21 protein-coding genes are annotated in these 24,394 nt (G+C 71.8%); 10 read left to right on the top strand and 11 right to left on the bottom strand.

Going from position 1 to position 24,394, the window contains the following annotated elements; genetic code table 11:
• Positions 1 to 15: 15 nt before the first annotated feature.
• From QFZ82_RS34345 to QFZ82_RS34325, 5 genes are all read right to left on the bottom strand, one after another.
• Positions 16 to 819 (bottom strand): 3-hydroxybutyrate dehydrogenase, encoded by an 804-nt coding sequence (locus QFZ82_RS34345; protein ID WP_307716834.1) that lies wholly within the window; start codon positions 817 to 819, stop codon positions 16 to 18.
• A gap of 54 nt (positions 820 to 873) precedes the next feature.
• Entirely contained in the window at positions 874 to 1,356 is a 483-nt protein-coding gene (locus QFZ82_RS34340; protein WP_307716833.1) for an NUDIX domain-containing protein, read from the bottom strand.
• A 44-nt stretch (positions 1,357 to 1,400) separates the two neighbouring features.
• Positions 1,401 to 3,023, bottom strand: a complete 1,623-nt coding sequence (gene lnt, locus QFZ82_RS34335) for an apolipoprotein N-acyltransferase (RefSeq protein WP_307716832.1) — start codon at positions 3,021 to 3,023, stop codon at positions 1,401 to 1,403.
• 96 nt (positions 3,024 to 3,119) lie between these two features.
• Complete coding sequence (locus QFZ82_RS34330; RefSeq protein ID WP_307716831.1) at positions 3,120 to 3,680, bottom strand: hypothetical protein; 561 nt, start codon at positions 3,678 to 3,680, stop codon at positions 3,120 to 3,122.
• 96 nt (positions 3,681 to 3,776) lie between these two features.
• The gene (locus QFZ82_RS34325; RefSeq protein ID WP_307716830.1) at positions 3,777 to 4,625 is read right to left on the bottom strand and encodes a glutamate racemase; all 849 of its coding nucleotides are present in this window, start codon (positions 4,623 to 4,625) and stop codon (positions 3,777 to 3,779) included.
• On the opposite strand from QFZ82_RS34325, the gene QFZ82_RS34320 reads away from it, so the two are divergent.
• Positions 4,624 to 5,814, top strand: coding sequence for a glycosyltransferase (locus QFZ82_RS34320; protein WP_307716829.1), 1,191 nt, complete (start codon positions 4,624 to 4,626; stop codon positions 5,812 to 5,814). The genes QFZ82_RS34325 and QFZ82_RS34320 overlap by 2 nt on opposite strands.
• A gap of 18 nt (positions 5,815 to 5,832) precedes the next feature.
• On the opposite strand, the gene QFZ82_RS34315 is transcribed toward QFZ82_RS34320, so the two are convergent.
• On the bottom strand, positions 5,833 to 7,113 hold the full coding sequence (locus tag QFZ82_RS34315; protein ID WP_307716828.1) for a TerD family protein: 1,281 nt from the start codon (positions 7,111 to 7,113) through the stop codon (positions 5,833 to 5,835).
• Between the two features lie 256 nt (positions 7,114 to 7,369).
• Here QFZ82_RS34315 and QFZ82_RS34310 point away from each other — a divergent pair, with 256 nt between their 5' ends.
• The 3 genes from QFZ82_RS34310 to QFZ82_RS34300 all read left to right on the top strand — a co-directional run bounded on the left by QFZ82_RS34310 (position 7,370) and on the right by QFZ82_RS34300 (position 11,512).
• Positions 7,370 to 7,831, top strand: a complete 462-nt coding sequence (locus QFZ82_RS34310) for a DUF6643 family protein (protein WP_307716827.1) — start codon at positions 7,370 to 7,372, stop codon at positions 7,829 to 7,831.
• A gap of 516 nt (positions 7,832 to 8,347) precedes the next feature.
• The gene (locus tag QFZ82_RS34305; RefSeq protein WP_307716826.1) at positions 8,348 to 8,956 is read left to right on the top strand and encodes a hypothetical protein; all 609 of its coding nucleotides are present in this window, start codon (positions 8,348 to 8,350) and stop codon (positions 8,954 to 8,956) included.
• Positions 8,957 to 9,085: 129 nt separating this feature from the next.
• Positions 9,086 to 11,512, top strand: a complete 2,427-nt coding sequence (locus tag QFZ82_RS34300; RefSeq protein ID WP_307716825.1) for a right-handed parallel beta-helix repeat-containing protein — start codon at positions 9,086 to 9,088, stop codon at positions 11,510 to 11,512.
• Positions 11,513 to 11,554: 42 nt separating this feature from the next.
• On the opposite strand, the gene QFZ82_RS34295 is transcribed toward QFZ82_RS34300, so the two are convergent.
• Entirely contained in the window at positions 11,555 to 14,011 is a 2,457-nt protein-coding gene (locus tag QFZ82_RS34295) for a hypothetical protein (RefSeq protein ID WP_307716824.1), read from the bottom strand.
• 223 nt (positions 14,012 to 14,234) lie between these two features.
• Here QFZ82_RS34295 and QFZ82_RS34290 point away from each other — a divergent pair, with 223 nt between their 5' ends.
• The 6 genes from QFZ82_RS34290 (at position 14,235) to QFZ82_RS34265 (ending at position 19,633) form a co-directional block, all read left to right on the top strand.
• On the top strand, positions 14,235 to 15,080 hold the full coding sequence (locus QFZ82_RS34290) for a DeoR/GlpR family DNA-binding transcription regulator (RefSeq protein ID WP_307716823.1): 846 nt from the start codon (positions 14,235 to 14,237) through the stop codon (positions 15,078 to 15,080).
• A gap of 529 nt (positions 15,081 to 15,609) precedes the next feature.
• The gene (locus tag QFZ82_RS34285; RefSeq protein WP_004986771.1) at positions 15,610 to 15,813 is read left to right on the top strand and encodes a cold-shock protein; all 204 of its coding nucleotides are present in this window, start codon (positions 15,610 to 15,612) and stop codon (positions 15,811 to 15,813) included.
• 367 nt (positions 15,814 to 16,180) lie between these two features.
• A complete protein-coding gene (locus tag QFZ82_RS34280) occupies positions 16,181 to 17,698 on the top strand; it encodes a DEAD/DEAH box helicase (protein ID WP_307716822.1) in 1,518 nt (505 codons plus the stop codon).
• 45 nt (positions 17,699 to 17,743) lie between these two features.
• Positions 17,744 to 18,142, top strand: coding sequence for a CBS domain-containing protein (locus QFZ82_RS34275; protein WP_307716821.1), 399 nt, complete (start codon positions 17,744 to 17,746; stop codon positions 18,140 to 18,142).
• Between the two features lie 49 nt (positions 18,143 to 18,191).
• Entirely contained in the window at positions 18,192 to 18,500 is a 309-nt protein-coding gene (locus tag QFZ82_RS34270) for an SCO5918 family protein (RefSeq protein ID WP_307716820.1), read from the top strand.
• A 794-nt stretch (positions 18,501 to 19,294) separates the two neighbouring features.
• Entirely contained in the window at positions 19,295 to 19,633 is a 339-nt protein-coding gene (locus tag QFZ82_RS34265) for a MerR family transcriptional regulator (protein ID WP_307716819.1), read from the top strand.
• Positions 19,634 to 19,849: 216 nt separating this feature from the next.
• On the opposite strand, the gene QFZ82_RS34260 is transcribed toward QFZ82_RS34265, so the two are convergent.
• From QFZ82_RS34260 to QFZ82_RS34245, 4 genes are all read right to left on the bottom strand, one after another.
• On the bottom strand, positions 19,850 to 20,551 hold the full coding sequence (locus QFZ82_RS34260; RefSeq protein ID WP_307716818.1) for a VOC family protein: 702 nt from the start codon (positions 20,549 to 20,551) through the stop codon (positions 19,850 to 19,852).
• A gap of 152 nt (positions 20,552 to 20,703) precedes the next feature.
• Positions 20,704 to 21,348, bottom strand: coding sequence for a CBS domain-containing protein (locus QFZ82_RS34255; protein WP_307716817.1), 645 nt, complete (start codon positions 21,346 to 21,348; stop codon positions 20,704 to 20,706).
• A gap of 270 nt (positions 21,349 to 21,618) precedes the next feature.
• Positions 21,619 to 22,275, bottom strand: coding sequence for a DUF4360 domain-containing protein (locus tag QFZ82_RS34250; RefSeq protein ID WP_307716816.1), 657 nt, complete (start codon positions 22,273 to 22,275; stop codon positions 21,619 to 21,621).
• A gap of 426 nt (positions 22,276 to 22,701) precedes the next feature.
• Positions 22,702 to 24,318 carry a phospholipase D family protein gene (locus tag QFZ82_RS34245; protein WP_307716815.1) on the bottom strand — a complete coding sequence of 539 codons (1,617 nt, stop codon included), beginning with the start codon at positions 24,316 to 24,318 and terminating at the stop codon, positions 22,702 to 22,704.
• Positions 24,319 to 24,394 lie beyond the last annotated feature (76 nt).

Here is a 24,394-nt window from a genome sequence, read left to right as displayed (position 1 = left end):
CGGCCGCGCCCGCCGTCAGTGGGCGGTCCATCCGCCGTCGAGGGCCAGGGAGGTGCCGGTGATGAACGCGGCCTGCGGCGAGCACAGGTACAGCACGGCCTCGGCGACCTCGTCCGGTTCGACGAGGCGCTTGATCGCCGAGTCCTTGAGGAGGACGTCGGTCAGGACGCGTTCCTCGGGCAGGGAGTGTGCGGCCGCCTGGTCGGCGATCTGCTTCTCGACCAGGGGCGTGCGCACATAGCCCGGATTGACGCACACCGACGTCACTCCGTGGGGCGCGCCTTCGAGGGCCGCCGTCTTGGACAGGCCCTCCAGACCATGTTTGGCGGCCACATAGGCGGACTTGAAGGCGGAGGCCCGCAGCCCGTGTACGGAGGAGATGTTGACGATCCGCCCCCAGCCCTGCGCGTACATGTGCGGCAGCGTGCCCCTGATCAGGCGGAACGGCGCTTCCAGCATGACGGTGAGCACAGTGTGGAAGACGTCCGGCGGGAACTCCTCGATGGGGCGGACGAGTTGCAGTCCGGCGTTGTTGACGAGGATGTCCGCGCCCGCGGCGACGGCCTCGGCGGCGTCGAGGTCGGTGAGGTCGAGCACCCGCGCCTCGACGGCGCCGGCGAGTCCGTCGGCCCGCTCCACCAGCGCCGCCAGCCCCTCGGCGTCGCGGTCGACGGCTCTGACCTTCGCGCCCGCGGCCGCGAGCCGCAGCGCGCAGGCGTGGCCGATGCCGCCCGCGGCACCGGTGACCAGGGCGGTGCGGCCGCCGAGGTCGAGGGAGACGGAGGGCTCTGCGGGACCTGAGGTGATGGGCGCGGTCATGTGTGCACCCTAGGCAGCGATCACTGCCCCACCGATGTGGTCAGCTCCCATACTTCACTGCTCAATGGTGGGGTGGAACCATGCTGGTCCTTCGGTCAGCGCCTGCTTGATCCGGAACAGGCCGAATTCCTGGAGTTCCGGCAGCGAGTCGATCGAGAACCAGCCCACCTCGAGCGATTCCTCGTCGTTGACCCGGGCGTCGCCGCCGACCGCCCGGCAGCGCATGGTGATGTCCATGTACTGGCAGCGGTCCCCGTTGGGGTAGGTGACCGGATCGGGCAGCGCCTGCACGAGCACGACCCGCTCGGCGACGCACCGTACAGCCGTCTCCTCGAACACCTCGCGCTCCGCGGTCCTGGCCGGCTCCTCCCCCGGCTCCGGGATGCCGCCGACGATCGACCACTTGCCGGTGTCCGCGCGTCTGCCGAGCAGCACGCGCCCCTCGTCGTCGAGTACGACGGCGCTCACTCCCGGCAGGAGCAGCAGCTGGTGGCCTGCGGTGACCCGGATCTCGCGGATGAAGTCAGGCGTGCCCATGCCCGCGACCCTAACGGGGCGGCCCCCGGCGTCGACCGGAGAGGTCAGACGCCGGCGCCCTGCTCCACTGCGGCGGCCGAGCGCTCGCGCCGTTCGCGTACGGCATCGGTGACGGCCTTGCCCACTGCGGCGGCCGCGAGGAGCAGCAGCGCCACCTCGGGCCAGACGCCGAGCCGGGTGGCGGGCGTGAGGGACGAGCGCAGCGGCACCTCGGCGACGAGCGCGTCGGGCGTGAACATGCGCGTCTCCTGGACGATCTCGCCGTCCGGCATGATCACGGCGCTGACGCCGCTGGTCACCGGGACGACCACGGACCGGCTGTGCTCCACGGCCCGCACGCGCGACATGGCCAGCTGCTGGTAGGTCATCTCGCTGCGGCCGAAGGTGGCGTTGTTGCTGGGGACGGAGATGAGCTGCGCGCCATGGGTGACCGTGTCGCGGGCCGCGTCGTCGAACGCCGCCTCGAAGCAGGTGACGAGCCCGACCCGCGTCCCCGCCAGGTCGAAGACGCCGACCTCGTGCCCCGGACCGAAGTCGCGGCTGACGCGGTCCACGTCGGAGTTGAAGATCCGTACGATCGGACGCAGCGGGATGTACTCCCCGAAGGGCTGGACGTGGCGCTTGTCGTAGGTGTCGACGGGGCCCCGGCGCGGGTCCCACTCGATCAGCGTGTTGCGGAGCGTGCCCGTCTCCGGGGTGACCACGGCGCCGACGACGGTCGGGACGCCGATGGCCCTGACGGCGTCGTCGATGACGAGGCGGGCGTCGGCGTTGCGGTAGGGGTCGAGGTCGGAGGAGTTCTCCGGCCACAGCACGAAGTCGGGCTTCGGCGCCTTGCCCGCCGCCACATCGTCGGCCAGCTGCTCGGTGCGCTGCGCGTGGTTGTCGAGGACCGCCCGGCGCTGGGCGTTGAAGTCGAGACCGAGGCGGGGCACGTTGCCCTGGATGGCGGCGACGGTCGCGGTGCCGTCCTCGGCGGCGTCGTCGACGAGCGGCCGGGCGCACAGGGCTCCCACGAGCGGCAGTACGAGAGCCAGCAGCGCGGCGGCCGCCGCCCCGCGCCGCACACTGCCGGTGCGGCGGCGCGCCGCCACCTGCCGCACCGTTTCGTACAGGCCCAGTCCGCACAGGACGACGGCGAAGCTCAGCACGGGCGTGCCGCCGACGGAGGCCAGCGGCAGGAAGAGGCCGTCCGCCTGTCCGAACGCGATCTTCCCCCAGGGGAAGCCGCCGAACGGCACCCTGGCGCGGGCCGCCTCTCCGGCGATCCACACCGCCGCGCCCCACACCGGCCACGCGGGCAGGCGCGAGACGGCCGCCATGCCGACGCAGGTGACCGCGACGAACAGCGCCTCGACGGCGGCGAGCGCCAGCCACGGGACCGCGCCGACCTCCTCGCCGGTCCAGAGGAGCAGGGGGAGCAGAAAGCCCAGGCCGGTCAGGTAGCCGAGGCCCAGCGCCACCCGCGGCCGCCGTCCGCGCAAGGTCCAGCCGAGCAGCGCGAACGCGGGGAGAGCCAGCCACCACAGGGGCCTCGGCGGGAAGCTCAGGTAGAGCAGCACCCCTGACAGGGCCGCGGCTCCGGGCCGTACGAACCGCCGGATCAGCGGGCGGCCGGCCGCGCGGGCGGGCTGCGGGGTGTCGAGTGGGGTGATGGTGACGCTCACCTGCCGGAGTCTACGGCGGTGCCCTGTGTGCCCGGCAGTGCGGTCACCGTGCGCGACGGGGACGGCACGACCGTGCTCGGCCTGGGGCGGCCCGGCTCAGACGTGCGGCACGGGGCCGCTGTTCGACCGGCTGAGGCGGTCCCGGAGGACGCGCACGGCCGTCGCGGCGTTGTCGACGGTCACCGTGAACGTGTCGCCGCCCGCCAGCGTGACGACCACTCCCTCGCCGCGCCGCACGACCCACGCCGTCCCCTTCTCCGGACGCCAGCGGCAGCCCCAGCCGCCCCATTGATGCGGGGTAATCTTCGGGTCGTAGTCCGCCTTCACGACTTCGCTGAGGAGGATGCGCTTGCGCGGGAGGCCCACATGGCCGCAGCGCACTTCGAGGGCCTCCTGGTCGATGGTCACTTCCAGGCGGACGAAGGCAAGCGTTCCGTAGAGCACCAGGAGGCCGGCCGCGACGCAGCCGATCACCGCCATCAACAGGGCCGTGATGCCCGTCTCCCAGTCGGCCGAGACGGCGAGCTTGATACCGAGCGCGAGGCAGCCCGCACCCGCGGCCGCGAGCACCCACTGCAGGCGATTGGTCGCTCGGCCGGTCCAGACTTCGGGAAGGGGCTCGATGCCGGGCCCCATGTGGCGGAGATGGTGCCTCATGTCTGGAGCGTACCCAGCATCGGCGGACACAGCACGGTCCGGGCGTGACGGAGGGTAATGATCACCGGCGGGCCGGCGCGCCGGTGGCGGGCGCCGTCAGACCGCGGGGGTGACCGCCTGGAGCAGGCGCCCCTCGGCGTAGGCCAGGGCGGCGGGGGACAGCTCGGACTCCCGGCCGCTGAGCAGGACCGTGATCCGGCCGCTCGGCGCGGCATCGGGTGCGAGGGCGGCACCGCTGCGGCGCAGGGCCTGGGCGGCGACCGCGTCCGCGGAGCCGTAGAGGGCGAGGGCGCCCCCGTCACCGTCGGCCGCTACGGCCGCGCGGATGCGTTCACCGACGAGTTCGTAGTGGGTGCAGCCGAGGACGACGGCGCCGACGTGAGGCGGCGTAATGGCCGCCGCTGCGGCGATCGCCCGGTCGATCGCCGCCTCGTCGGCGCTCTCGACGGCGTCGGCGAGACCAGGGCAGGGGACCTCGGTGACGTCGACGGCGTGGGCGAAGTCCGCGATGAGTCCGCGCTGGTACGGGCTGCCCGTGGTCGCCGGGGTGGCCCAGATGGCCACGGGGCCGCCGCCTGCCGCCGCGGGCTTGATCGCGGGCACGGTCCCCACGACGGGGAGGTCCGGTTCCAGCTCCGCACGGATCGCGGGCAGAGCGTGCACCGAGGCGGTGTTGCAGGCGATGATCAGGGCGTCCGGACGGTGGGCTGCCGCCGCGCGGGCCACGGCGAGCGCGCGTTCGGTGATCTCGTCGGGCGTATGGGGCCCCCAGGGCATGCTGTCGGGAGCCGATGAGAGGACCAGATCCGCGTCGGGCCGCAGTCGGCGTACGGCGGCGGCCGCCGCGAGGAGGCCGAGTCCGGAGTCCATGAGCGCGATCTTCACCCGGTCACCATAGTCGACCGCCGCCGCGGGCCCGCCGGCGTGGGGCAGACTGCGGCGCATGAGCGCCCTTGCGTGGACCGCCCTCGGATCGCTGGCCGCGTGGTGCTGGCTGCTGCTCGGTCAGGGCTTCTTCTGGCGCACCGATCAGCGCCTGCCCGGGCGGCAGGCGCCCGCCGTGTGGCCGGACGTCGCCGTCGTGGTGCCCGCGCGGGACGAGGCCGCCGTCCTGCCGGGCAGCCTGCCGTCCCTGCTCGGCCAGCGGTATCCGGGCCGCGCGGAGATCGTGCTCGTGGACGACAACAGCGGCGACGGCACCGGCGAGGTCGCGCGCTCGCTCGCCGAGCGGCACGGCGGGCTGCCGCTGCGGGTCGTGACCCCGGGCGAGCCGGAGCCGGGCTGGACGGGGAAGCTGTGGGCGCTGCGGCACGGGATCGCCCTGGCCCGGGCGAACGATCCGGAGTTCCTGCTGCTGACGGACGCGGACATCGCCCACGAGCCGGACAGCCTGCGCAAGCTTGTGGCGGCGGCCCACGGGAGCGGCGACGCGGGCACGGGTGGGTACGACCTGGTGTCCCAGATGGCGCGGCTGCGCGTCGAGAGCGGCTGGGAGCGCCTGGTGGTCCCGGCGTTCGTCTACTTCTTCGCCCAGCTCTATCCCTTCCGCTGGATCAACTCGGCCGGCGCGAGGACGGCCGCCGCGGCCGGCGGGTGCGTCCTGCTGCGCACCGCCACCGCGGTGCGGGCGAACGTCCCGGCGTCGATCCGGCACGCGGTGATCGACGACGTCTCGCTGGCGCGCGTGGTGCGGCGCGCGGGCGGCCGGATCTGGCTGGGGCTCGCGGAGCGGGTGGACAGCGTGCGCCCGTATCCGCGGCTCGCGGACCTGTGGCGGATGGTGTCCCGCAGCGCGTACGCGCAGCTGCGGCACAACCCGCTGGTGCTGGTGGCCACAGTCGCGGGGCTCGCCCTGGTGTATCTCGCGCCGCCCGTCGTGCTGGCGGCCGCGACGGCGGCGGGCGACCCCGTGGCCGCGTGGGCGGCCGGACTCGCCTGGGCGGTGATGGCGGGGACGTACGCGCCGATGCTTCGCTACTACCGCCAGCCGCTGCTGCTCGCGCCCACGCTGCCGTTCACCGCGCTGCTCTACCTGCTGATGACCGTCGACTCGGCGGTGCAGCACCACCGGGGCCGGGGTGCGGCCTGGAAGGGGCGTACCTACGCCCGGCCCGAGGCCGCGCCCGACCGCTGAACACCCGTCGGGCGGGCGTCACTTCCTGCCCGGCGTCCAGTTCATGCCCCAGCCGTAGGCGTGATCGACGGTGCGCTGGGGGCTGACGCCCCGGTCGGGCAGGAGGAAGCGGGCCTCACGCTGGACGACGAGGTCCGATCCGGTGTTCGTGATGAGGGCGAGGGCGCAGACCGTGGAGGGCACGGTGCACTCGCCGAGGGAGAAGTCGATGGCGGCGCCGTGCTGGGGTTGCAGGGTCACCGTCGCGTCGAGGTCGGCGAAGCTCCGCGCGCCCTCGTAGATCGTCACGAAGATCACGACCCGGCGCAGGGCGCTCTTGTGGTCGAGGTTGATGGTGAGGTTCTCGCCGGGTGTGCCGCCGGTGCGGTCGTCGCCGTCGAGGTGGATGTACGGCGGCTGGTGCAGTGCGCCGAAGGCGTTGCCCAGGGACTGGACAACGCCCTTGCGTCCGTCGGTGAGTTCGTACAGGGCGCACAGGTCGAGGTCGAGGTCGCCGTGCATGGCGACGGCGCGGCCGAGCTTGGCGCCCCAGCCCTGGAACTGCTTGCGCACCTGCCAGCTCAGGTTCACGCGCATCGCGCCCGAGGTGCCGCCCTGCTTCGTCAGCGAGACGGACGGGGCCTCCTTGGTCAGGGTGATCTTGGTGAGCCGTACCGGGGCGGGAGGCGCTGCGTGCGGGGCGGGAGGCGGCGGAGCCGCGACGGGCGAGGCGGCGACGGGCGCCGGGGCGGCCGGCGCCGGCGGCACGGCCGCAGCGGGCGCCGCCGGGCGCCGGGGCTCGTCCACAGTGATGCCGAAGTCCGTGGCGAGCCCCTCGAGTCCGGTGCCGTACCCCTGGCCGACCGCGCGGAACTTCCACGCGCCCTGGCGCCGGTAGAGCTCGCCGAGCACGAACGCCGTCTCGACGGTGGCGTCCTTACTGTCGTAACGGGCCAGCTCGGCGCCGGACGCCGCGTCCAGGACGCGAATGTGCAGCCCGGGCACCTGGCCGAACGCGCCGCCGTCGGCCGACGCGGCCAGCACGATCCGGTCGATTCCGGCCTCGACACGGTCGAGATCGACGGCGACCACGTCGGTGGCGGCGCCCTGGCCGGTCCGCTTCCCCTCGTGGCGCACGGCTCCCGAGGCGTGCGCGGGCTGGTTGTAGAAGACGAAGTCGGCGTCGGAGCGGACCCTTCCGCCGGCCAGGAGAAGCGCCGAGGCGTCGATGTCCGGAACGCCCGGCCCCGGCCGCCACCCCAGTTCGACGCGGACGCGCTGCGCCTGCACCGCGGTGTTGGCTCCCTTGAGCATCGACATGACCGCCCCCATCACCGGTTCGGTTCCTGCGCCCGGAAGTTCATTCATCGTCAACCTATTCCGCATACATCCGCCCGATCGAGCCCGACCCGCCGGTAACCCTCTCTACGCTTGCCCTTTACACGAAAGCGAGACGCTGGGGCGACCGTTTTTACCTGATTCGCTCGAATTGAGGATCCGTGGTCACTCAGAGCTGTCGAAACAACCCGCTTATCGGGCTCCCCAACCAGCACATCGTGGGCTTAACTTATGTGCCATGACCTCCCCCCGCGCCACCTACGGCGGCGGTTACTACTCCGCGCCGTCGTTCCCCGACACCCCGATCTACGACTCTCTGGTCGCGGAGCGGGGCACGCCTCAGATCGCGCCGATCCGAGTGCCCGCCGCGTACGACACCGGCAGCAGCTACCTGCCGGCGCTCCCCGCGGCCCTGCCCGCCCTCCCGGCGGCACCGTCACCGTCACCGGCCCCTGCCTACGGCTACCCGCAGCATGCGCCGCAGCCTGTACCGCTGCAGCACGCGCCCGCGCCGTACATCCCGCAGCAGGCGTCGGTACCCCGCGGGTACCCCGGCCCGCAGTACCAGGGCCAGCCGCAGCCGCCGCGGCCGGTCGCCACCGGGTACGAGGCGATGCGCCCGGCCGCGCCGCGGCCCGCGCCTTCTCCCGCGCCGTACGACGACCCGTACAACCGCCCGTACCAGGGACGGGGGTACTGACGGCACAGTGACGGCGGCCGGTGACGGCGCCCCTCCGGCCTGCCGCGACGCGGCACGCCACGGCAGGGAGCGCACCGCACCCGGCGCAAGGTGGCAGAGCCGCGGGGGAATGCGGGGAGACCACTGGTGGAACCCCGGCCGACTCGTCGGCCGGGGTTCCCGTGCAACGGGGCGCTCCACCAACGGTGTTGGCCGTGCGCCGAGGCGCCGCCGGGGCACTCTGCCGGAGCGACCCCGCGCCCGAGTGTGCCCGCGCGCCGGGGGCGCACGTCGCCGTACTGCCCTCGGTCCGCCCTCCCTCGGGCACCCCGCAAAGCCCTCCGGCACCCGTTCCGTGGAAATCGCCGCCCGGCGGGAACCCTTCGCGGAGCGCCCTGCGTTGGACCCGTCGCGAGGACATCCTCGCGACGGACACGGGGGCCGACGGGAGGGGGTGACGTTGCTCTCTCTTCGCACGACCCGCGCTTGTTCCGTGCCGTATCGGGCTATCACGGACACAGAAGGGGGTGGCGAGCAGTGCGAGCAGCCGCGGGAATCTGGCGCTGGCGGCACAATCCCCTGCGCCGTGCGACGGACCTCGCCGAGGCGTGGGTGGCCCTCGTCGCGGCGCTTCTCCTCGTCACGGCCGCCCCGGTCGTCGGCTGGATCACCGGCACGCTGACGGACGAGTCGCTGCGGCAGTCCGTGCGGATCCAGCGCCAGCAGCGCCACGCCACGACGGCCACGGTCCTGGGACCGGCCACCGTGGCGGGCCCCGCGGCCTTCGCCCCCGAGTCCACCGCGGCGAGCGAGCAGCGCCGAGCGGTCGCGGCCGAATGGACGGCCCCCGACGGCACCCGGCGCACGGGGAGCCTGACGACGGGTCTGCGGTCCTCACGCACGGGTGCCACGTTCACGGTCTGGACCGACGGCTTTGGCCGCATGGTCCCCCGCCCCATGGAGCCCGGCACGGCCCGGGTGCACGCGACGCTCGCCGGGATCGGTGCCGCCCTGGCCCTCGGCCTGCTCGTCGAATGTGCCAGACGGATCGTGCTCTGGCGGCTGGTGCGGCGCAGATTCGCGGACCTGGACCGGGCCTGGGCCGCGGTGGGTCCGGACTGGGGACGGGCCGGTGCCGGCAGCTGACTCCCGGTCCCGTCAACTCCCGTCCGCCGCGCGCGCTACGGTGGTGCGACCCCCACGCGGGGGGCGGGACGCGTCCCCGTCAGCGGCGCGGCTTTGCACGAAAACACGAGGTGGGGGCTAAGCAGCGCCATGGCACAGGGCTCGGTCCAGGTGACGCACACCGGCACATCGCGGTGGCGGCGCCGCACAGGTGAGTACGCGTCCCTCGCCGCTGCTCTGGAGGCGGCCGGCGACGGCGACGTCCTCACCGTGGCCCCGGGAACGTACCGCGAGAATCTCGTGGTCCAGCGGGCGGTGACGCTGCGCGGGCCCGAGGGTGCGGTGGGCTCGGTGCGGATCGCGCCCGTGGACGGAGTGCCGCTGACCGTGCGCGCGTCCGCCACCGTCCAGGACCTTCATGTGGAGGGCCAGGACTCCGCGGCCCCCGCGCTGCTCGTGGAGGACGGCACACCGGAGCTCACGGACCTGCGGATCGTGACCCGTTCGGCGGCGGGACTCGAGGTGCGCGGTGCCGCACGGCCCACGGTGCGCCGCTGCACCGTGGACAACCCGGCCGGTGTCGGCATCGCCGTACTCGACGGCGCGAGCGGCGTGTTCGAGGAGTGCGAGGTGGTCGCCGCCGGTCAGTCGGGGGTGTCGGTGCGCGGCGGGGCCCACCCTCGTCTGGACCGGTGCCGGGTCCACCACGCCTCCGGCGCGGGCGTCACCGTGACCGGTGAGGGCACCGGCCTGGAGGCCGTCGGCTGCGAGATCTACGAGGTCAAGGGCAGCGGGGTGCAGATCGCGTCGCGAGCCACCGCGCATCTGGCCGACTCCTCCGTGCACCGCACCACCTCGGACGGTGTCACGCTCGACACGGATGCGGTGCTCACCCTCTCCGACTGCGACATCCACGACATCCCGGAGAACGCGATCGACCTGCGGTCCCGATCCGTGCTCACGCTCACCCGCTCGACGGTGCGCCGCTTCGGGCGCAACGGCCTGTCCGTGTGGGACCCGGGCACGCGGGTGGACGCCAACCAGTGCGAGATCCACGACAGTACGGGCGACTACCCGGCGGTCTGGGTCAGCGACGGCGCGACCGCCGTGCTCGACTCCTGCCGTGTGCACGACGTCCCGGACGCCCTGTTCGTCCTGGACCGCGGCTCGCGCGCCGACGTCGTCGACAGCGATCTCTCCCAGGTGCGCAACACGGCGGTCTCCGTGAGCGACGGCGCCACCGCCCAGCTCGACGACTGCCGGATCCGCGAGGTGTCCACCGGCGCCTGGTTCCGTGACCACGGCAGCGGCGGCACGCTGAACGGATGCACGATCGACGCGGCGCAGACCGGCGTGATCGTGACCAAGGGAGCGGACCCGCTGATCGAGCGCTGCACGGTCACCTCGCCCGCCGAGGCCGGTTTCTACGTGTCGGCAGAGGGCCGGGGCACCTTCCGCGACTGCCGGGTGACGGGCAGCGGCGGTTACGGCTTCCACATCATGGACGGCTGCCGCACGATGCTCAGCCGCTGCCGCACCGAGCGCTGTGCGCGCGGCGGTTACGAGTTCGGCGAGGACGACGGACCGATCGTGGAGGACTGCACGAGCGACGAGAGCGGCACGGTGCGGCCCGGCGCCGCCATGGCCGTGCTGCCCGCCGCCCCGCAGTCCCCCGGCCTGCTCTCGGCCCTCCCCGCCGCCCGGAGCGCCGCTCCCCCGGCCGTCGGCGAAGGAGCGGGGTCGGCCGCGCCCGCCGCCGAGCCGGCGCGCAGCTCCGGAGCCGTCCTCGGTGAACTGGACGCGCTGGTGGGCCTGGACAGCGTCAAGCGCGAGGTGCGCACCCTGACGAACATGATCGAGGTGGGCAGGCGCCGCCAGGAGGCAGGGCTCAAGGCCGCCTCCGTACGCCGCCATCTGGTCTTCACCGGTTCCCCCGGCACCGGCAAGACGACGGTCGCCCGGTTGTACGGCGAGATCCTGGCCTCGCTCGGGGTCCTGGAGCGCGGCCATCTCGTCGAGGTGTCCCGGGTGGACCTGGTCGGCGAGCACATCGGCTCGACGGCGATCCGCACCCAGGAGGCGTTCGAACGGGCGCGCGGTGGTGTGCTGTTCATCGACGAGGCGTACGCGCTGTCGCCCGAGGACTCCGGCCGCGACTTCGGCAAGGAGGCGATCGACACCCTGGTGAAGCTGATGGAGGATCACCGGGACGCGGTCGTGGTGATCGTCGCGGGGTACACCGCCGAGATGGAGCGGTTCCTGAACGTCAACCCCGGGGTGGCATCGCGCTTCTCACGGACCATCAGGTTCCCGGACTACGCGCCGGAGGAACTGCTGCGGATCGTCGAGCAGCAGGCCGAGGAGCACGAGTACCGGCTGGGCGAGGGAGCGGCGGAGGCCCTGCTGAAGTACTTCACGGCGCTGCCGAAGGGACCGGCCTTCGGCAACGGCCGTACCGCGCGGCAGACGTTCGAGTCCATGGTGGAGCGGCACGCGGTGCGGGTGGCGGAGCTCGTCGAGATGAGCACCGACGATCTGAGCCTGCTCTACTCCGAGGATCTGCCGGACCTGCCCTGAGGGGCTGTCCGGCGGATCGGGCCGGACAGCCTCGCAGCCCGGTCAGGGCTCGACCCTGGCCTGAGCGGGCACGACGGGGGTGAGCCGGTCGAGCAGATGCGCGCGTTCCTTGGCGAACGACGGGTCGGCCTGGTAGTCGGAGTGCCCGAGGATCGGCTCGGGCAGCGGGTAGCGGCCCGAACGGCCGTGGACCAGCGGGTCCTTGAGCGCGTCGCGGTCGACGTCGGGATGGCCGTCGGCGGCGGGCACCAGCACCGGCCCGCCGATGGGATCGGTGGTCCGCCACAGGTTGCGCCAGCAGTCCATCTGGCTGTTGAGCTCCCGCAGCGCCTCCGGTCCGAAGTAGGCGGGGAACCAGCGGCCGTAGAGGCGTTCCAGCGGTGATCCGTACGTCAGCAGGGCGACGCGGCGGCGGGTGGCCTCCGGCAGCTGCCACACGGCCGCCGCGGCAAGCACACTGCCCTGGGAGTGTCCGGAGATCACGAGCCGCCCGCCGGTGCGCTCCGTCCAGGTGCACATGCGCCAGGTGAGGTCGGGCACGGCCCGCTCGGCGTAGCAGGGCGGCGCGAACGGGTGGGCGGCGCGCGGCCAGAACGTGCCGACGTCCCACAGGATGCCGATGGTGCGCCGGGCGGACGCGTCGCGGTAGGCGCGCCGCCCCATGGTGACGAACAGGAGGAAACCGAACCCGACGAGCCAGGAGCCGAGCGCCTGGGCGGCCTCGGCCGTGGACTCGGTCAGGCCATCGCTGTCGCCGAACGCGCGGCCCGGCACTTCTCCGCTCACCCACGCGCCGACGACGGCACCGATGCCGAGCAGGAGCGTGGCCCCGGCCAGGAGGCCGACCAACAGGGGTGCGTCGTCGGTCAGTCGGGCCCGGGCGCGGGTGCCGGCGATGCGCCGGGTGCGGACGGGATCAGGCTGGTCCTCGCGGTACTCGGCCTCGACGACGGGGCCGAGGCGGCGCCCGAGGACCCAGGTCCGTACGGCGAGGGCGAGCGTGGGCAGCAGCAGCACGATCAGCAGCACCGGTATCACAGCGGCCTGCCAGCTGAGCAGGACGGGCGGGCCGGGAATGGCGCCGTGCTCGTCCATGCCGGGCGTGCCGGGCCCGTCGAGCCAGTCGGCGACGCGCTGGGCCACGCCGCCGGTCATCACGCCGCCGAGCGCGCAGGCGAGCATGGCGACGGCCGGCCCGCCGAAGCCGTGGAGCACGGCGCGGGGGTGGCGTGCCCGGCGGTGCAGCCGCAGGGCGACCACGGCGAGGGCGACGACGAGCGCGCCCTGGGCGAGGGCGATCACACGGAAGGTGACGTCGCCGGGGAGCGTCGCCGCCGACTCCCATGAGGGCCGGGACCAGGCGGCGTAGAGGAGCGCGAGGGCGAGCAACGCCAGGGCGGCGCCCGGGAGATACCGTACGGCGGTCCGGTCGAGCCGCGCGTCGACCCGCCTCTCGCTGCGCCCCCTGCGCAGCACCACCCACAGCACCGCTGCGCCTGCGAGGGCCAGCGCGGTTTCCAGCAGTACGCCGCAGGCCTTCAGCAGGGTGTCGTCCGCCGAGCGGTCGTGGCGGGCCGCGGCGCCGGCCACCGCGGCGGCGACGGTCAGGAATCCGGCCGCGGTGTGCGCGGCGCGCAGCCGGGCGACGAGCCTGCGGCCGTACCAGAAGCCGGGCCTGCCGAGCGCGGGCCGCACGAAGGGCCGGCGCGGCCCGGGGGCCTGCGCGCCGCCCCCTTCTTCGTGGTGGGACACCTCGTCGGACTCGTCGCCGTCGTCGGAGTCTTCATCGCCGTGGAAGTCGTCACCGTCGCGGGAGCCGACACTGTCACCGTGACCGGAGTCGACGCCGGCGACGCACCCGTCGGCGGCGGTCGGCGGCCGCTGGGACTCGTACGCGCTCCATGTGCGGTTGGACAGGTACCACAGCAGCACCACGAGCGCGGCGGGCACCACGGCCGCGAGCGCCAGCCGCCGACCGGGCTGGGACCACCAGCCGCCCCGCTCGGCCGACAGGAATCCGAGCCAGGCCCGTTCCCCGCTGCACGCGGCCGAGCCCGCGCACTGCCACGCCAGCAGGTCCAGCGCGACCTCGCAGGCCGCTGCCGTCAGAAGGATCGTGAGACTCAGCGCGACGAGCCGCACCAGGGCGCCGTACAGGCGGGTCGTGCGCCGGCTGCCCTTCGCCTTGGGACGCATCCAGTGGGCGAGGTTGGCGACCATGAACGGGAGCAACAGCAGCCACAGGGCCCGCGCACCGTTGCCGGACGTGAGGTTGGACCAGCAGTACGCCTCGGGGACGGGCCGGTCGAGGTACTCCTCGGGGTGCTGCTCGGCCTCGGCGTCGTCGGCGCGCCGGTGCACGGCGGCCTTGTCGTCGCCGGTGATCCGGACGGTGCGCGGGTCCTTGAGCATGTCCTGCGGAGTGGCTCCGCCGACGCCGTGGACCAGCAGCTCCAGCGCGGGCCCTTCGCCCTGCGGTGCCGGGGTGGCAGGGGACACTGAGGTGACTCGCTCTCTCGTCGCAGGGTGGGTGAACGGAACGGCGGGTGCGCGGCCGTGCTGCGTTTCGTGACCAGAATCCCGGATCATGACCGTGCGCCGCACGGCACTTACGGAATCTCCCCGAGCCGGGCCTCAGGGACGCGTGCGAGGATGAGGAACCCTGGCCGACAGGCGCTGCGACCCGATGCGGCGACGACACGGAAGGACGGGTCCCCCGGCGGTGAGCGACAACCAGAACCTGCTCGCGGAGCAGCGGCGTGCCCTGATCCTCGACGAGGTCCGACGGCGCGGCGGCGTGCGGGTCAACGAACTCACCCGCAGGCTGAACGTCTCCGACATGACGGTGCGCCGCGACCTGGACGCCCTGGCCCGCCAGGGCGTCGTCGAGAAGGTGCACGGCGGAGCGGTGCCGGTCGTCGAGGCGAGCACGCACGAGCCGGGGTTCGAGGCCAAGTCGGCGCTGGAGCTGAGCGCCAAGGAGGACATCGCACGGGCGGCGGCGCGGCTCGCGGTCCCGGGCAGTGCGATCGCCCTGTCGGGCGGCACCACGACGTACGCGCTCGCGCACCATCTGCTGGACGTGCCCGACCTGACGGTGGTGACCAACTCGGTGCGTGTCGCGGACGTCTTCCACTCGGCCCGTGGCACGGGCCCGGCGGGCGGCCCGCGGCCGGGGGCCGCGACGGTCGTGCTCACCGGCGGTGTGCGCACGCCGTCGGACTCACTGGTCGGGCCGGTCGCGGATCAGGCGATCCGGTCGCTCCACTTCGACGTGCTGTTCATCGGCGTGCACGGCATCTCGGTGGAGGCGGGTCTGTCGACGCCCAATCTCGCGGAGGCGGAGACGAACCGCCGGCTCGTGGAGGCCGCGCGGCGCGTCGTGGTGGTCGCGGACCACACCAAGTGGGGCACGGTGGGCCTGAGTTCGTTCGCCCGGCTGTCGGACGTGGACACGCTGGTGACGGACGCGGGACTCACGGCCGAGGCGCGCGAGGAGATGGCCGAGTACCTGCCCGGCCTGGTCGTGGCCGGTGAGGACGAGGTGGCTCACGGGCAGGGCGGCTGAGCGTCACATTCAACCGGCAAGTCAGCACCGAACCGCTGATCATTTCCGGTCACAGCGCCGGCCATCGCGAAGCGTCGGTCCTTCAGGCCCTGCGTGGCCTGAAGGACCGACGCTTTCGTGTACGCGGCCGCTGCCCCGGCGCCGCGCCCTGCCACGCCCTCGGCGGTGGTCCGGGGCCTGCCGGACGGGTCTCACCAAACAGCTGAAGGACCGCCCCTCGAGCCGACGCTGTGTTCCGGACCAACCAATATCTGTGCCCGTGAAATGAGAAATCGACGCAGCACCTGATGAGGTTTCTGACGCCACAGACGGAGCTAAATTATTCGCCGCGCACAGCCGATCACAGGCGTGCTACTGTCGACATCAGTTGCAGTTGTGGTTCCCAGAGCTTCAAGCGCCCTCACCGGCTTCACAAGCCACCGAGAGTTCTTTTGTATTTCCCGTCATTTCGCGGGCAGGGCAATCATCGCGGCGACACGGACTCCGCACAGTGCGGAGTCCGATGCACTGCCCCGAAGGAGATTCAATAATGGCTACTGGCACCGTGAAGTGGTTCAACGCGGAAAAGGGTTTCGGCTTCATCGAGCAGGACGGTGGCGGCGCTGACGTGTTCGCCCACTACTCGAACATCGCCGCCCAGGGCTTCCGCGAGCTGCTCGAAGGCCAGAAGGTGAGCTTCGACATCGCGCAGGGCCAGAAGGGCCCGACGGCGGAGAACATCGTTCCCGCCTGACGCTGACGCGCACAGTTCGTAGCTGGGGCCCGCACCTTGGGTGCGGGCCCCAGCTCGTTCCACTTCAGGGCACAGCCCCTTTGTCACGCCGCGGCGATTTCACCGGCGGCATGATTGCGAGAGCTCCGCAGCCCCTCAGTACGGCGGATGCTCCACTCGAGGCTCCGGACCCCCAGTCCGTCCAGAGCTTCCCGTACTCGGCGCCCGGTCTCTCCGCACCGGATGGCGCCACCCATTTTCAGCGCCTCGACCCGAGAATTCCCTCGCCGGTCGGTCCGCTTTCGCATGTTGGCCCGTTCTTGCGATTCTCTGCGCCGTTCATTCCGCAGAAATTCCTTGGTACGTGCCGCTTCGAGGAAGGTTCTGCATGAACCGCACACGTACGAACGACCGTTCCACCCGCACGCGTACCGCCGGTTCCTACTCCGGAAAGGGCGGCAGCCGCTCGGGCGCCCCGGCCTCCAACCGCTCCCGTACTCCGGGCCGTTCCGGTGGCCACGGGCGCCGTCCCGCCGCGCCCCAGGGCGAGTTCGCCCTGCCGGTGACGCTCACCCCGGCGCTGCCCGCCGTCGAGGCGTTCGCCGACCTCGACATGCCCCGGCCGTTGCTGGCCGCGCTCGTCACCGAAGGCGTGACCGTCCCGTTCCCGATCCAGGCGGCGACCCTGCCGAACTCCCTCGCGGACCGTGACGTACTCGGCCGCGGGCGCACAGGATCCGGCAAGACCCTCGCCTTCGGCCTGGCGCTGCTGGCCCGTACGGCCGGCCGGCGGGCCGAGCCCCGGCAGCCGCTGGCCCTGGTGCTGGTGCCTACCCGGGAGCTGGCGCAGCAGGTCACCGACGCGCTCACTCCCTACGCCCGCTCCGTGCGGTTGCGGCTGGCCACCGTGGTCGGTGGGATGTCGATCGGCAAGCAGGCCAGTGCGCTGCGTGGTGGGGCAGAGGTCGTCATCGCGACGCCGGGCAGGCTGAAGGACCTCATCGAGCGGGGCGACTGCCGCCTGGACCAGGTCGACATCACGGTCCTGGACGAGGCCGACCAGATGGCGGACATGGGCTTCATGCCGCAGGTTACGGCGCTGCTGGACCAGGTGCGTCCCGGCGGGCAGCGGATGCTGTTCTCGGCCACCCTGGACCGCAACGTCGACCTTCTGGTCCGCCGGTACCTGACCGACCCGGTGGTCCACTCCGTCGACCCGTCCGCCGGTGCGGTCACCACGATGGAGCACCACGTGCTCCATGTGCACGGTGCGGACAAGCATCGGGCGACGACCGAGATCGCGGCCCGAGAGGGCCGGGTGATCATGTTTCTGGACACCAAGCATGCCGTCGACCAGCTCACCGGCCATCTGCTGAACAGCGGTGTACGGGCCGCCGCCCTCCACGGCGGAAAGTCGCAGCCGCAGCGCAACCGGACCCTGGCCCAGTTCAAGACGGGGCATGTGACGGTCCTGGTGGCGACGAATGTCGCGGCACGCGGGATCCACGTCGACAACCTCGACCTCGTGGTCAACGTGGACCCGCCCAGCGACCACAAGGACTACATCCACCGCGGGGGCCGCACGGCGCGCGCCGGCGAGTCCGGTCTCGTCGTCACCCTGGTGACGCCCGATCAGCGCCGCGGCATGACCCGTCTCATGTCCGATGCCGGGATCCGCCCGCACACCACCCAGGTCCGCTCGGGTGAGGCCGAACTGAGCCGCATCACCGGCGCGCGGACTCCGTCGGGCGTCCCTGTCGTCATCACGGCACCGGTGGCCGAGCGCCCCAGGCGCAGCGCCTCCGCCGTCCGTGGCCGCCGCGGCCGTACCGCCGGGAACGGCCGGACCCGCCAGACGGCGCGCCGCACGGCTCAGCGCCAGTCCGTCTTCGACGCGGCGGCCTAGAACTTCCGCGACCAGACCCCTCACCCACTTCCGCAGGAGGCACTTTTGACGCTGGTCCAGATGCAGCCGCACCCGGCGGGTTCCGCCACCAGGACTGTGGTCTCCGCCATGGACGCGCCCGGACCGCAGGTCTGGGACGACATGACGGTGGAGGTGGCCCTGTCCGTCATGGCCGGTGCCCATGCGCGGCACCTGCTCGTCATCGACGAGGACGGCCGGTGCACGGGCCTGATCACTCAGGCCCAGCTCACCGGCGTCCGCGACAGCTCCGCCTACACGGACCGGGTCCGCCTGCGGGACATCCTCGGCGACGCAGGACCGTTCCCCTCGCCCGTGACCACGATGGTCGAAGCGGAGCACGCGATGCGATACCTGCAGCTCGGATCCTTGCCCGTCGTCGACGAGCACGGTTGCGCCGTGGGTGTCCTCACCCTCTCGCGCTGATCTGTCGGCGCTCCCCCGGCCGGACCCTTCTCCCCAAATGTGAGGCACCATGCGCTGCGTCATCGCCCGTTTCCCGTTCGACCTGTCCAAGAGCGGGGTGCTGGCGTCGATGAAAGGCGTCAGGCCCGAGCCGATCAAGGGTGACTTCGTGATCATCGGCCGCCGCCACTACCCCGTGATGCAAGTGGGCGAGGTCATCACCCGGCAGGACCGTCGCGACTTCACCGCCGGCGAGGTCACCAGGGCCGTGACCCGCCTCGGCTTCACGTGCCGGGCCCAGCCCGTCGCCACGCCCGCGCGTGACCGCACTCCGTTCGAGGAAGCGGCGGCCCTGCTCGGCAGCTCCTCCGCCGTGTAGCAGGCGCAAGAGGCCAAAGGCGGGACACACGACGCGACAAGGGCTCGACCGGCACTCGCCGGTCGAGCCCTTGTCGCGTTCGGCATCCGGACTGGCTGGCACCCGAGCCGCGTGGCGGGAGGTGCGTCGGAGATCTGCAGGCCCGTCGGGCGGGGCCCACTGGCCATGGCACGTGGCGGCGCTTCCCGCCGCGTGCGATGGCCCGGACCGGACGAGCGGGGCGATCTGCCGTTGCTGCGCGCGGATTACCTCGGTCATGAGCAATCAAAATCTATGCTCGCCACAGTAGACATTGGACTGCCACCCAGCTAGCGTTTCTTTCGCAGGAGAAGTCGAATGAGACCCGGCAGAGACGAACTGCCGGGTAGCGGTACAAGAAGTTCGCAGGACGGTGCGACTGCGGAGTTCCGAAGCCACGTTGTTCGCAGGACGGCGACGGGACTGGCAGGCGCACCGGGCGGCCCGCAGGCCGAGGGGCTGCCGACAGCAACACCAGCAGTTCGCACCACCAGTCAGTTGCCGGTGATCGGCTCGACGGAGAAATGGAGGAACCAGACGCCATCAGGATCGCCCGGGCACGGAGGATTCCGCCCGGGTACCGCAAGACCCCGGAATGGAAGGTGGTCCCCGGTCACGCATCCGCGATCCCCGTACTCTCGCCCTCTCCCGGGCGAGGTGACGGACACAGCAGGTCGGCACAGCAAGTAGAGCCGACAGATGGTGTTGAATTTCCTTCGGGGCCCTGGTGCCGTACAGCACCAGGGCCCCTCGACGCGTTGTACTACGAGGTGAGAATGACAGCAGACACTCCGCTCAGTGGTCGCCTGGACGACGACGACTACCCCGCATACACCATGGGACGTGCCGCCGAGATGCTCGGCACGACTCCCGGTTTTCTCCGCGCCATCGGTGAGGCCCGGCTCATCACCCCGCTCCGCTCGGAGGGCGGACACCGCCGCTACTCCCGCTACCAGCTTCGGATCGCCGCCCGCGCCCGCGAGCTCGTCGACGAAGGCATGCCGGTCGAGGCCGCCTGCCGCATCGTCATCCTCGAGGACCAACTCGAGGAGGCCCAGCGCATCAACGCGGAGTTCCGCCGCGCGGCGGCCGCAGAAGGCGACGAGTCCCAGTGAGCCCGTCCGGGCCCGAAGGCCCGGCTGCAGCGCACGAGGTCGTCGCCCCCAGCGGCGAGCAGGCCCGGGACGGAGCCTGACAGCACTGTCGCGTCGCGCCACATGCCCCCGGTGCCACCGGCCTCGCCGATGGCAGCCGGTGGCTCCGGATCCCGCGCGGACTTCTCGGACGATGGGCTCAACAAGTGGCTGTGACCAGCACTTTCGCAGCAGACCCTAGCCTCGCAGCTCCTCGAGACGCTCGAGGTCGTCGTGCACCGACTCCCGCTCCTGCGCGGTGAGGTGGAGTGCGGCGGCCCTGGTGAGCGCGGACGTCGCGGTCTCTTCGTCACCGAGGCGCCCGGCGACATCCGCACGCAGCACGAGGAGGCGAAGCAACTGCACGGGGGTGGGCAACTCGCCCTCGATGCGCAACACCCGGTCGATGATTTTCACGGCGCCCGCCGGGTCGTCCCTCGAGTCCGCGAGGAGGGACGCGTGATGCAGGGCTCGGGAAAAGATCTCCTTGGGTGCGGGCCGGTGATGGTGGTCCTGACTTGTCTGCTGCCCGATGCGCAGGCAGTTGCCGCCCGGATCGGTCACGAGGAACTGCCGTACGCCGTGCGACGTGTCCTTCAGCGGCCCTATGCGCGGCAGCCCGCGGGTCGGGATTCTTCCGTACGCCGCCTTGAGCCTGGTCCGGAAGACCTCGTGCAGCCCATCGACGTCATCGGTTTGGATGTAGCACGTGCTGTAAGACTCGGCCGGTTCGTACCGCTTCATCCCGAAGAAGTGGAGCTGAATGCCGCCGCGCTCCACGACCGCGTACGGATTAGGGCTCTTCTGCTGGAAGGTCACGTCGAACCCGAGGGCGGTGTAGAAGTCGAGAACAGGCTGGATGGTCCGGCACGGCAGCATCGGGATGGTCTTCTCACTCACGCCCGCCAGTCTAGTCAAACTTGAATAGTAAGGGACATTTTGTTGGTGATCGCCTAACGGTTCAAGTCGGCCCACCGGCCGTTCGCCAGAGCCCCACGCCCCACAGAACGCGATCACTCACGACCAAGATCCGCTTTAGTGGAATGCCCTAGCTAGCCTTCCCTGGCGGCGGCGAGCTGGGCGTCCACGGTGACGACACCGTCGACGCCCTGGCAGAGGCCCACGACCACCGGGACGAGACGCGGTTCCGGAACGTGACCCCGAAGGGTGACGGCCCCGTCCCGGACCTCGACCGCGACGGTGCCCTCGTCCAGGCCGAGGATTCGCCCCAGGACGTCCTGCTCGACCTCGCCGCGGATCTCGGCGTCGGAGCGGATGAAGGCGTCGAGCAGGTCGCTGCGGCTGACGATGCCGGTGAGGAGGCCGTCGTCGCCGACCACCGGCAGCTGCTTGACGTGCCGCCTGCGAAGTTCCCGCGCGGCCCGGGTGATCGTCCAGTCGGCGCGGGCGGTGAAGACGGGGCTGCTCATGAGCGCGCCCGCGGTCCGGGCCCGCGCCTTGCCCCAGGCATGCTCATCGTTCCCGTCCTGCCCCAGCGGATCGGGCATACCGGTCTCGTGCCGCAGCACGTCGGACGCGGACACGACGCCGACGGGGGCACCGTCGTCGTCGACGACCGGGGCCGCGACGATGTCGTTCGCGTCCAGCAGGGCGGCGACCTCCTGGAACGGTGTGTCGGGACGGAGGGTGACGACCTCCTCGGTCATCACGTCACCGACCGTGCGGCGGTACAGCATGGCATCGGCCTCCTCCGCTGCGACGGGGTGGTCGCGGTCGGACCGCCTGAGCGGACACGCGCGGCGCGCCGGCCTCCGCGGCCCTGCCGGCTCGTCAACGCCTCTTCCCTACCCATGACAGCACCCCGCCGCTCCGGCGACCAGTGACACTTGGCCTGGCGAGGAGGGCCAGCGGCCCCCGCGGTTTCAGTAACCGGCGGCGTGCAGCATTGGGTCTGGCCAACCGGCCCGGCGGCCGACACGTCGGGCGCCGGGCCGGCTACGCAGGCGTCAGCGCACCGGGCACTTCTTCCAGGCGAAGTGGTACTTGGTCGTGAAGCTGCCGTCTGTCGAGTCCATCGCCATGAAGCTGGTGGTGTTGGTCGTGTCGGAGCGTCCTCCGTCCACGAGCAGCTCGGTGTTGATGTTGAAGTTCCGCTCCTCACCGCAGGGCTTGTGGACGAGGGCCTGAATGGCAGTTGTGTCGGAGACCTGCCAGTTGCCCTGGAGCGGGCCGTGGAACCGGTGGCTGCGGTACGACGTCCGGGACATGCCCTGGAAGTAGTAGCTGGCCTGCTGCGTGGCGCTCGCGCCGTTCTGCAGGCTGGCGAAGCCGCGATAGTCGGCCTTGGCGATGGAATAGGTGAAGCCCTGCGGGGCGTACACGTTCAAACCGAGCTGGCAGTTCTTGCGGAAGTCCGTCGGCTTGGCGCCCTTGCCGACCTGGGCGAGGTACTCGCTGTAGGTGACGGTGAAGGCCGTGTTGTCCGGCGCGACGGCCACGGTTGCGCTGCCAGGTCGGCAGCCCGAGCCATTGACGGAGACGAGGTCGATCGTGACCTTGTCGGGCGGGGCGGGGGATTTCATGACCGCCGTGGCCCCCGAGGGCGGGGTGAAGGCAGCGACAAGTGCCGCCGTGGCGCCACCGATGAACACTGTTCTGAACATGGGGTCCCTTCCGATCGCTCAGTGCGCCCGCTCGAACCACTTCGATGGGGCCGTCACCCATAGCGACACAAAGTCGACCATGAGGTGACTCCGAGCCGCGGGACCCACGCCGAACACTTGCCATGGCAGCCCTACGACGCCACCTGACGCCACCCAACGCCACCTGACAAAGCACTACCAGGCGAGCGCAGCGGGAGACGTCCTGCGCTGGGACCCCGCTATAGGCATCCCAGGACGCACAGGCGTCACGGGAACGAGAGGGTGCGGGCGAACAGCGTGGAGTCTGTCCTTCCCGGACGTGGGTGAGCTCAGGAGAATCACCGGCGTCCGTCCGGGACCTGCGTGAGGACATGCGGCTTCAACTCGGCCGACCGGAAGCCCTTCTTGGGCTACAGCGAGAAGTGGAAAGGCGGCGCCACCGGCTTCTCAGAACGTCTTGCGCAGCCGCAGCCGAAGCGGGCGGCCGTCCGGATCGATGATCACGCGGTACAGCGGCATCGCGAGAAGCCGCTGCACCCGCGAAAGCTCCGGTGGCCGGTAGGTGCGCAGACGGCCGGGCGGCCTCGCACCGGACCGGCCCCTTTCGTGCCAGGAGTCCAGCGCGGCCGCCGCCGACGCGAAGGCGTCGAAGGCACCCACCGGATCGCACAGGACGTCGGGGGCCTGCGGGTCTCCTGGCGCCTCCTGGTCCAGGTGCTCGCGCGCGAGCGTCAGCCGGAGGTTCCTGGCGAAGGGGCGCGCGCCGTCGCCGAGGCCGGCGGGGTCCTGCGGTTCCCGGGAGTCCGTCGTCTCGTCCAGAACGGCGCAGCTGAGTTCGGAATCGTGCGTCCAGGAGCGCAGGTTGATGTTGTCGGAGCCCACCGCGGCCCACACGTCGTCGACCACGCACACCTTGGCGTGCACGTACACCGGTGTCCCGGCATGGTTCTCCAGCCCGTATACCGCGACCCGCCCCGCGCCCGCCCGTCGCAGTGTCTCCAGGGCGGTGATGCGGCCGATCAGGTTCATCGGCAGCGTGAGCGGGCCGTCCTGTTCGGGGACGGAGGGGATGACGGCGATGAGGCGTAGTCCTGGATTCGCTCGGAGCGCCCGGGCGAAGTGCTCCACCACCTGCGGGGACCACAGGTACTGGTCCTCCAGATAGATGAGTGCCCGGGCCCGCCGCAGTGCCTTCAGATAGGCACGCGCGACGCTGCGCTCGCCGTCGGGGGCGAAGTCGTAGCCTCGCAGCAGCCGGTTGGGGTACGTGCGCAGCACCTGCACCGAGTGTGTGCCGCAGGGCGCGGGATCGGGCAGCTGAGGGGGCAGTGGGTTCGCGTGGATGTCCTCCCGGTGCAGCAATTCGCGCAGCCGGGACAGCGGGCTGCGGGTGAGGGGCGCCGGATCCGTCCAGCGTTCCCGGAAGACGGTCTCGACGTCGCCGACCGCGGGGCCCCGGATCGCGAGCTGGATGTCGTGCCAGGGCGGATGCGGTCCGTACGCTGCGGCGATGGGCTGTGAGCGGTCGTCGCCGCCGTGGTCGATGTCGTCGTTGCGGTTGTGCGACAGGTCGATGCCACCGATGTACGCGACGTCCAGTTCAGGGCGCCCGGGATGGCGCAGGACGACGCACTTCTGGTGGTGTGTGCCGCCGGGACGGACTCGCATGTCCAGCAGATACTCGCCGCCTCCCGCCCGTACCTCCTCGCCGAGGTGGCGGTTCTCCTCCTCGCTGAACTGCAGACTGTCCAGGTGGGAGCGCCACACCAGACCCTTGACGACCACGTTGCGCTCGGCCGCCTTGCGCAGCACGGCACCGATCTCGGTCCCGGGGCCCGCCAGCCGCTCGTCGGGATCGCCGCGCCAGTCGGTGAACAGCAGCAGGTCTCCGGCCCGCAGAGCGCGGACGGCGGCGAGCAGCTCGGCGAAGTACGTCGCACCGTGGACCAAGGGGCGAACTTCGTTGCCGGCCGACCATGCCGTCCCGTCGGGGCGCCGACGATCCAAGCGGGTTGCGGGATTGCCGCGCTCCCTGGCCGTCAGCAGCCAGTCGATGGGTTCCACGGACGGCACCTCCGACCTACGACCGCAGGGCACCACGTGCGCTTCCGACGGTCTCTTTCGTACCACTTCAGGGCCG

The sequence above is a fragment of the Streptomyces sp. V4I23 genome (genome assembly GCF_030817975.1).
Classification (GTDB): domain Bacteria; phylum Actinomycetota; class Actinomycetes; order Streptomycetales; family Streptomycetaceae; genus Streptomyces.
This window is presented reverse-complemented; position numbering and strand designations above follow the sequence as displayed.

What these genes read in the sequence shown, in the direction of transcription:
- QFZ82_RS34280 (WP_307716822.1), top strand. Translation starts at nt 16,181, where the DNA reads ATGAACCGCACACGTACGAACGACCGTTCCACCCGCACGCGTACCGCC.
- QFZ82_RS34315 (WP_307716828.1), bottom strand. Translation starts at nt 7,113, where the DNA reads ATGTCGATGCTCAAGGGAGCCAACACCGCGGTGCAGGCGCAGCGCGTC.
- QFZ82_RS34265 (WP_307716819.1), top strand. Translation starts at nt 19,295, where the DNA reads ATGACAGCAGACACTCCGCTCAGTGGTCGCCTGGACGACGACGACTAC.
- QFZ82_RS34330 (WP_307716831.1), bottom strand. Translation starts at nt 3,680, where the DNA reads ATGAGGCACCATCTCCGCCACATGGGGCCCGGCATCGAGCCCCTTCCC.
- QFZ82_RS34255 (WP_307716817.1), bottom strand. Translation starts at nt 21,348, where the DNA reads ATGCTGTACCGCCGCACGGTCGGTGACGTGATGACCGAGGAGGTCGTC.
- QFZ82_RS34345 (WP_307716834.1), bottom strand. Translation starts at nt 819, where the DNA reads ATGACCGCGCCCATCACCTCAGGTCCCGCAGAGCCCTCCGTCTCCCTC.
- QFZ82_RS34310 (WP_307716827.1), top strand. Translation starts at nt 7,370, where the DNA reads ATGACCTCCCCCCGCGCCACCTACGGCGGCGGTTACTACTCCGCGCCG.
- QFZ82_RS34300 (WP_307716825.1), top strand. Translation starts at nt 9,086, where the DNA reads ATGGCACAGGGCTCGGTCCAGGTGACGCACACCGGCACATCGCGGTGG.
- QFZ82_RS34250 (WP_307716816.1), bottom strand. Translation starts at nt 22,275, where the DNA reads ATGTTCAGAACAGTGTTCATCGGTGGCGCCACGGCGGCACTTGTCGCT.
- QFZ82_RS34325 (WP_307716830.1), bottom strand. Translation starts at nt 4,625, where the DNA reads ATGCGCCGCAGTCTGCCCCACGCCGGCGGGCCCGCGGCGGCGGTCGAC.
- QFZ82_RS34270 (WP_307716820.1), top strand. Translation starts at nt 18,192, where the DNA reads ATGCGCTGCGTCATCGCCCGTTTCCCGTTCGACCTGTCCAAGAGCGGG.
- QFZ82_RS34285 (WP_004986771.1), top strand. Translation starts at nt 15,610, where the DNA reads ATGGCTACTGGCACCGTGAAGTGGTTCAACGCGGAAAAGGGTTTCGGC.
- QFZ82_RS34320 (WP_307716829.1), top strand. Translation starts at nt 4,624, where the DNA reads ATGAGCGCCCTTGCGTGGACCGCCCTCGGATCGCTGGCCGCGTGGTGC.
- QFZ82_RS34340 (WP_307716833.1), bottom strand. Translation starts at nt 1,356, where the DNA reads ATGGGCACGCCTGACTTCATCCGCGAGATCCGGGTCACCGCAGGCCAC.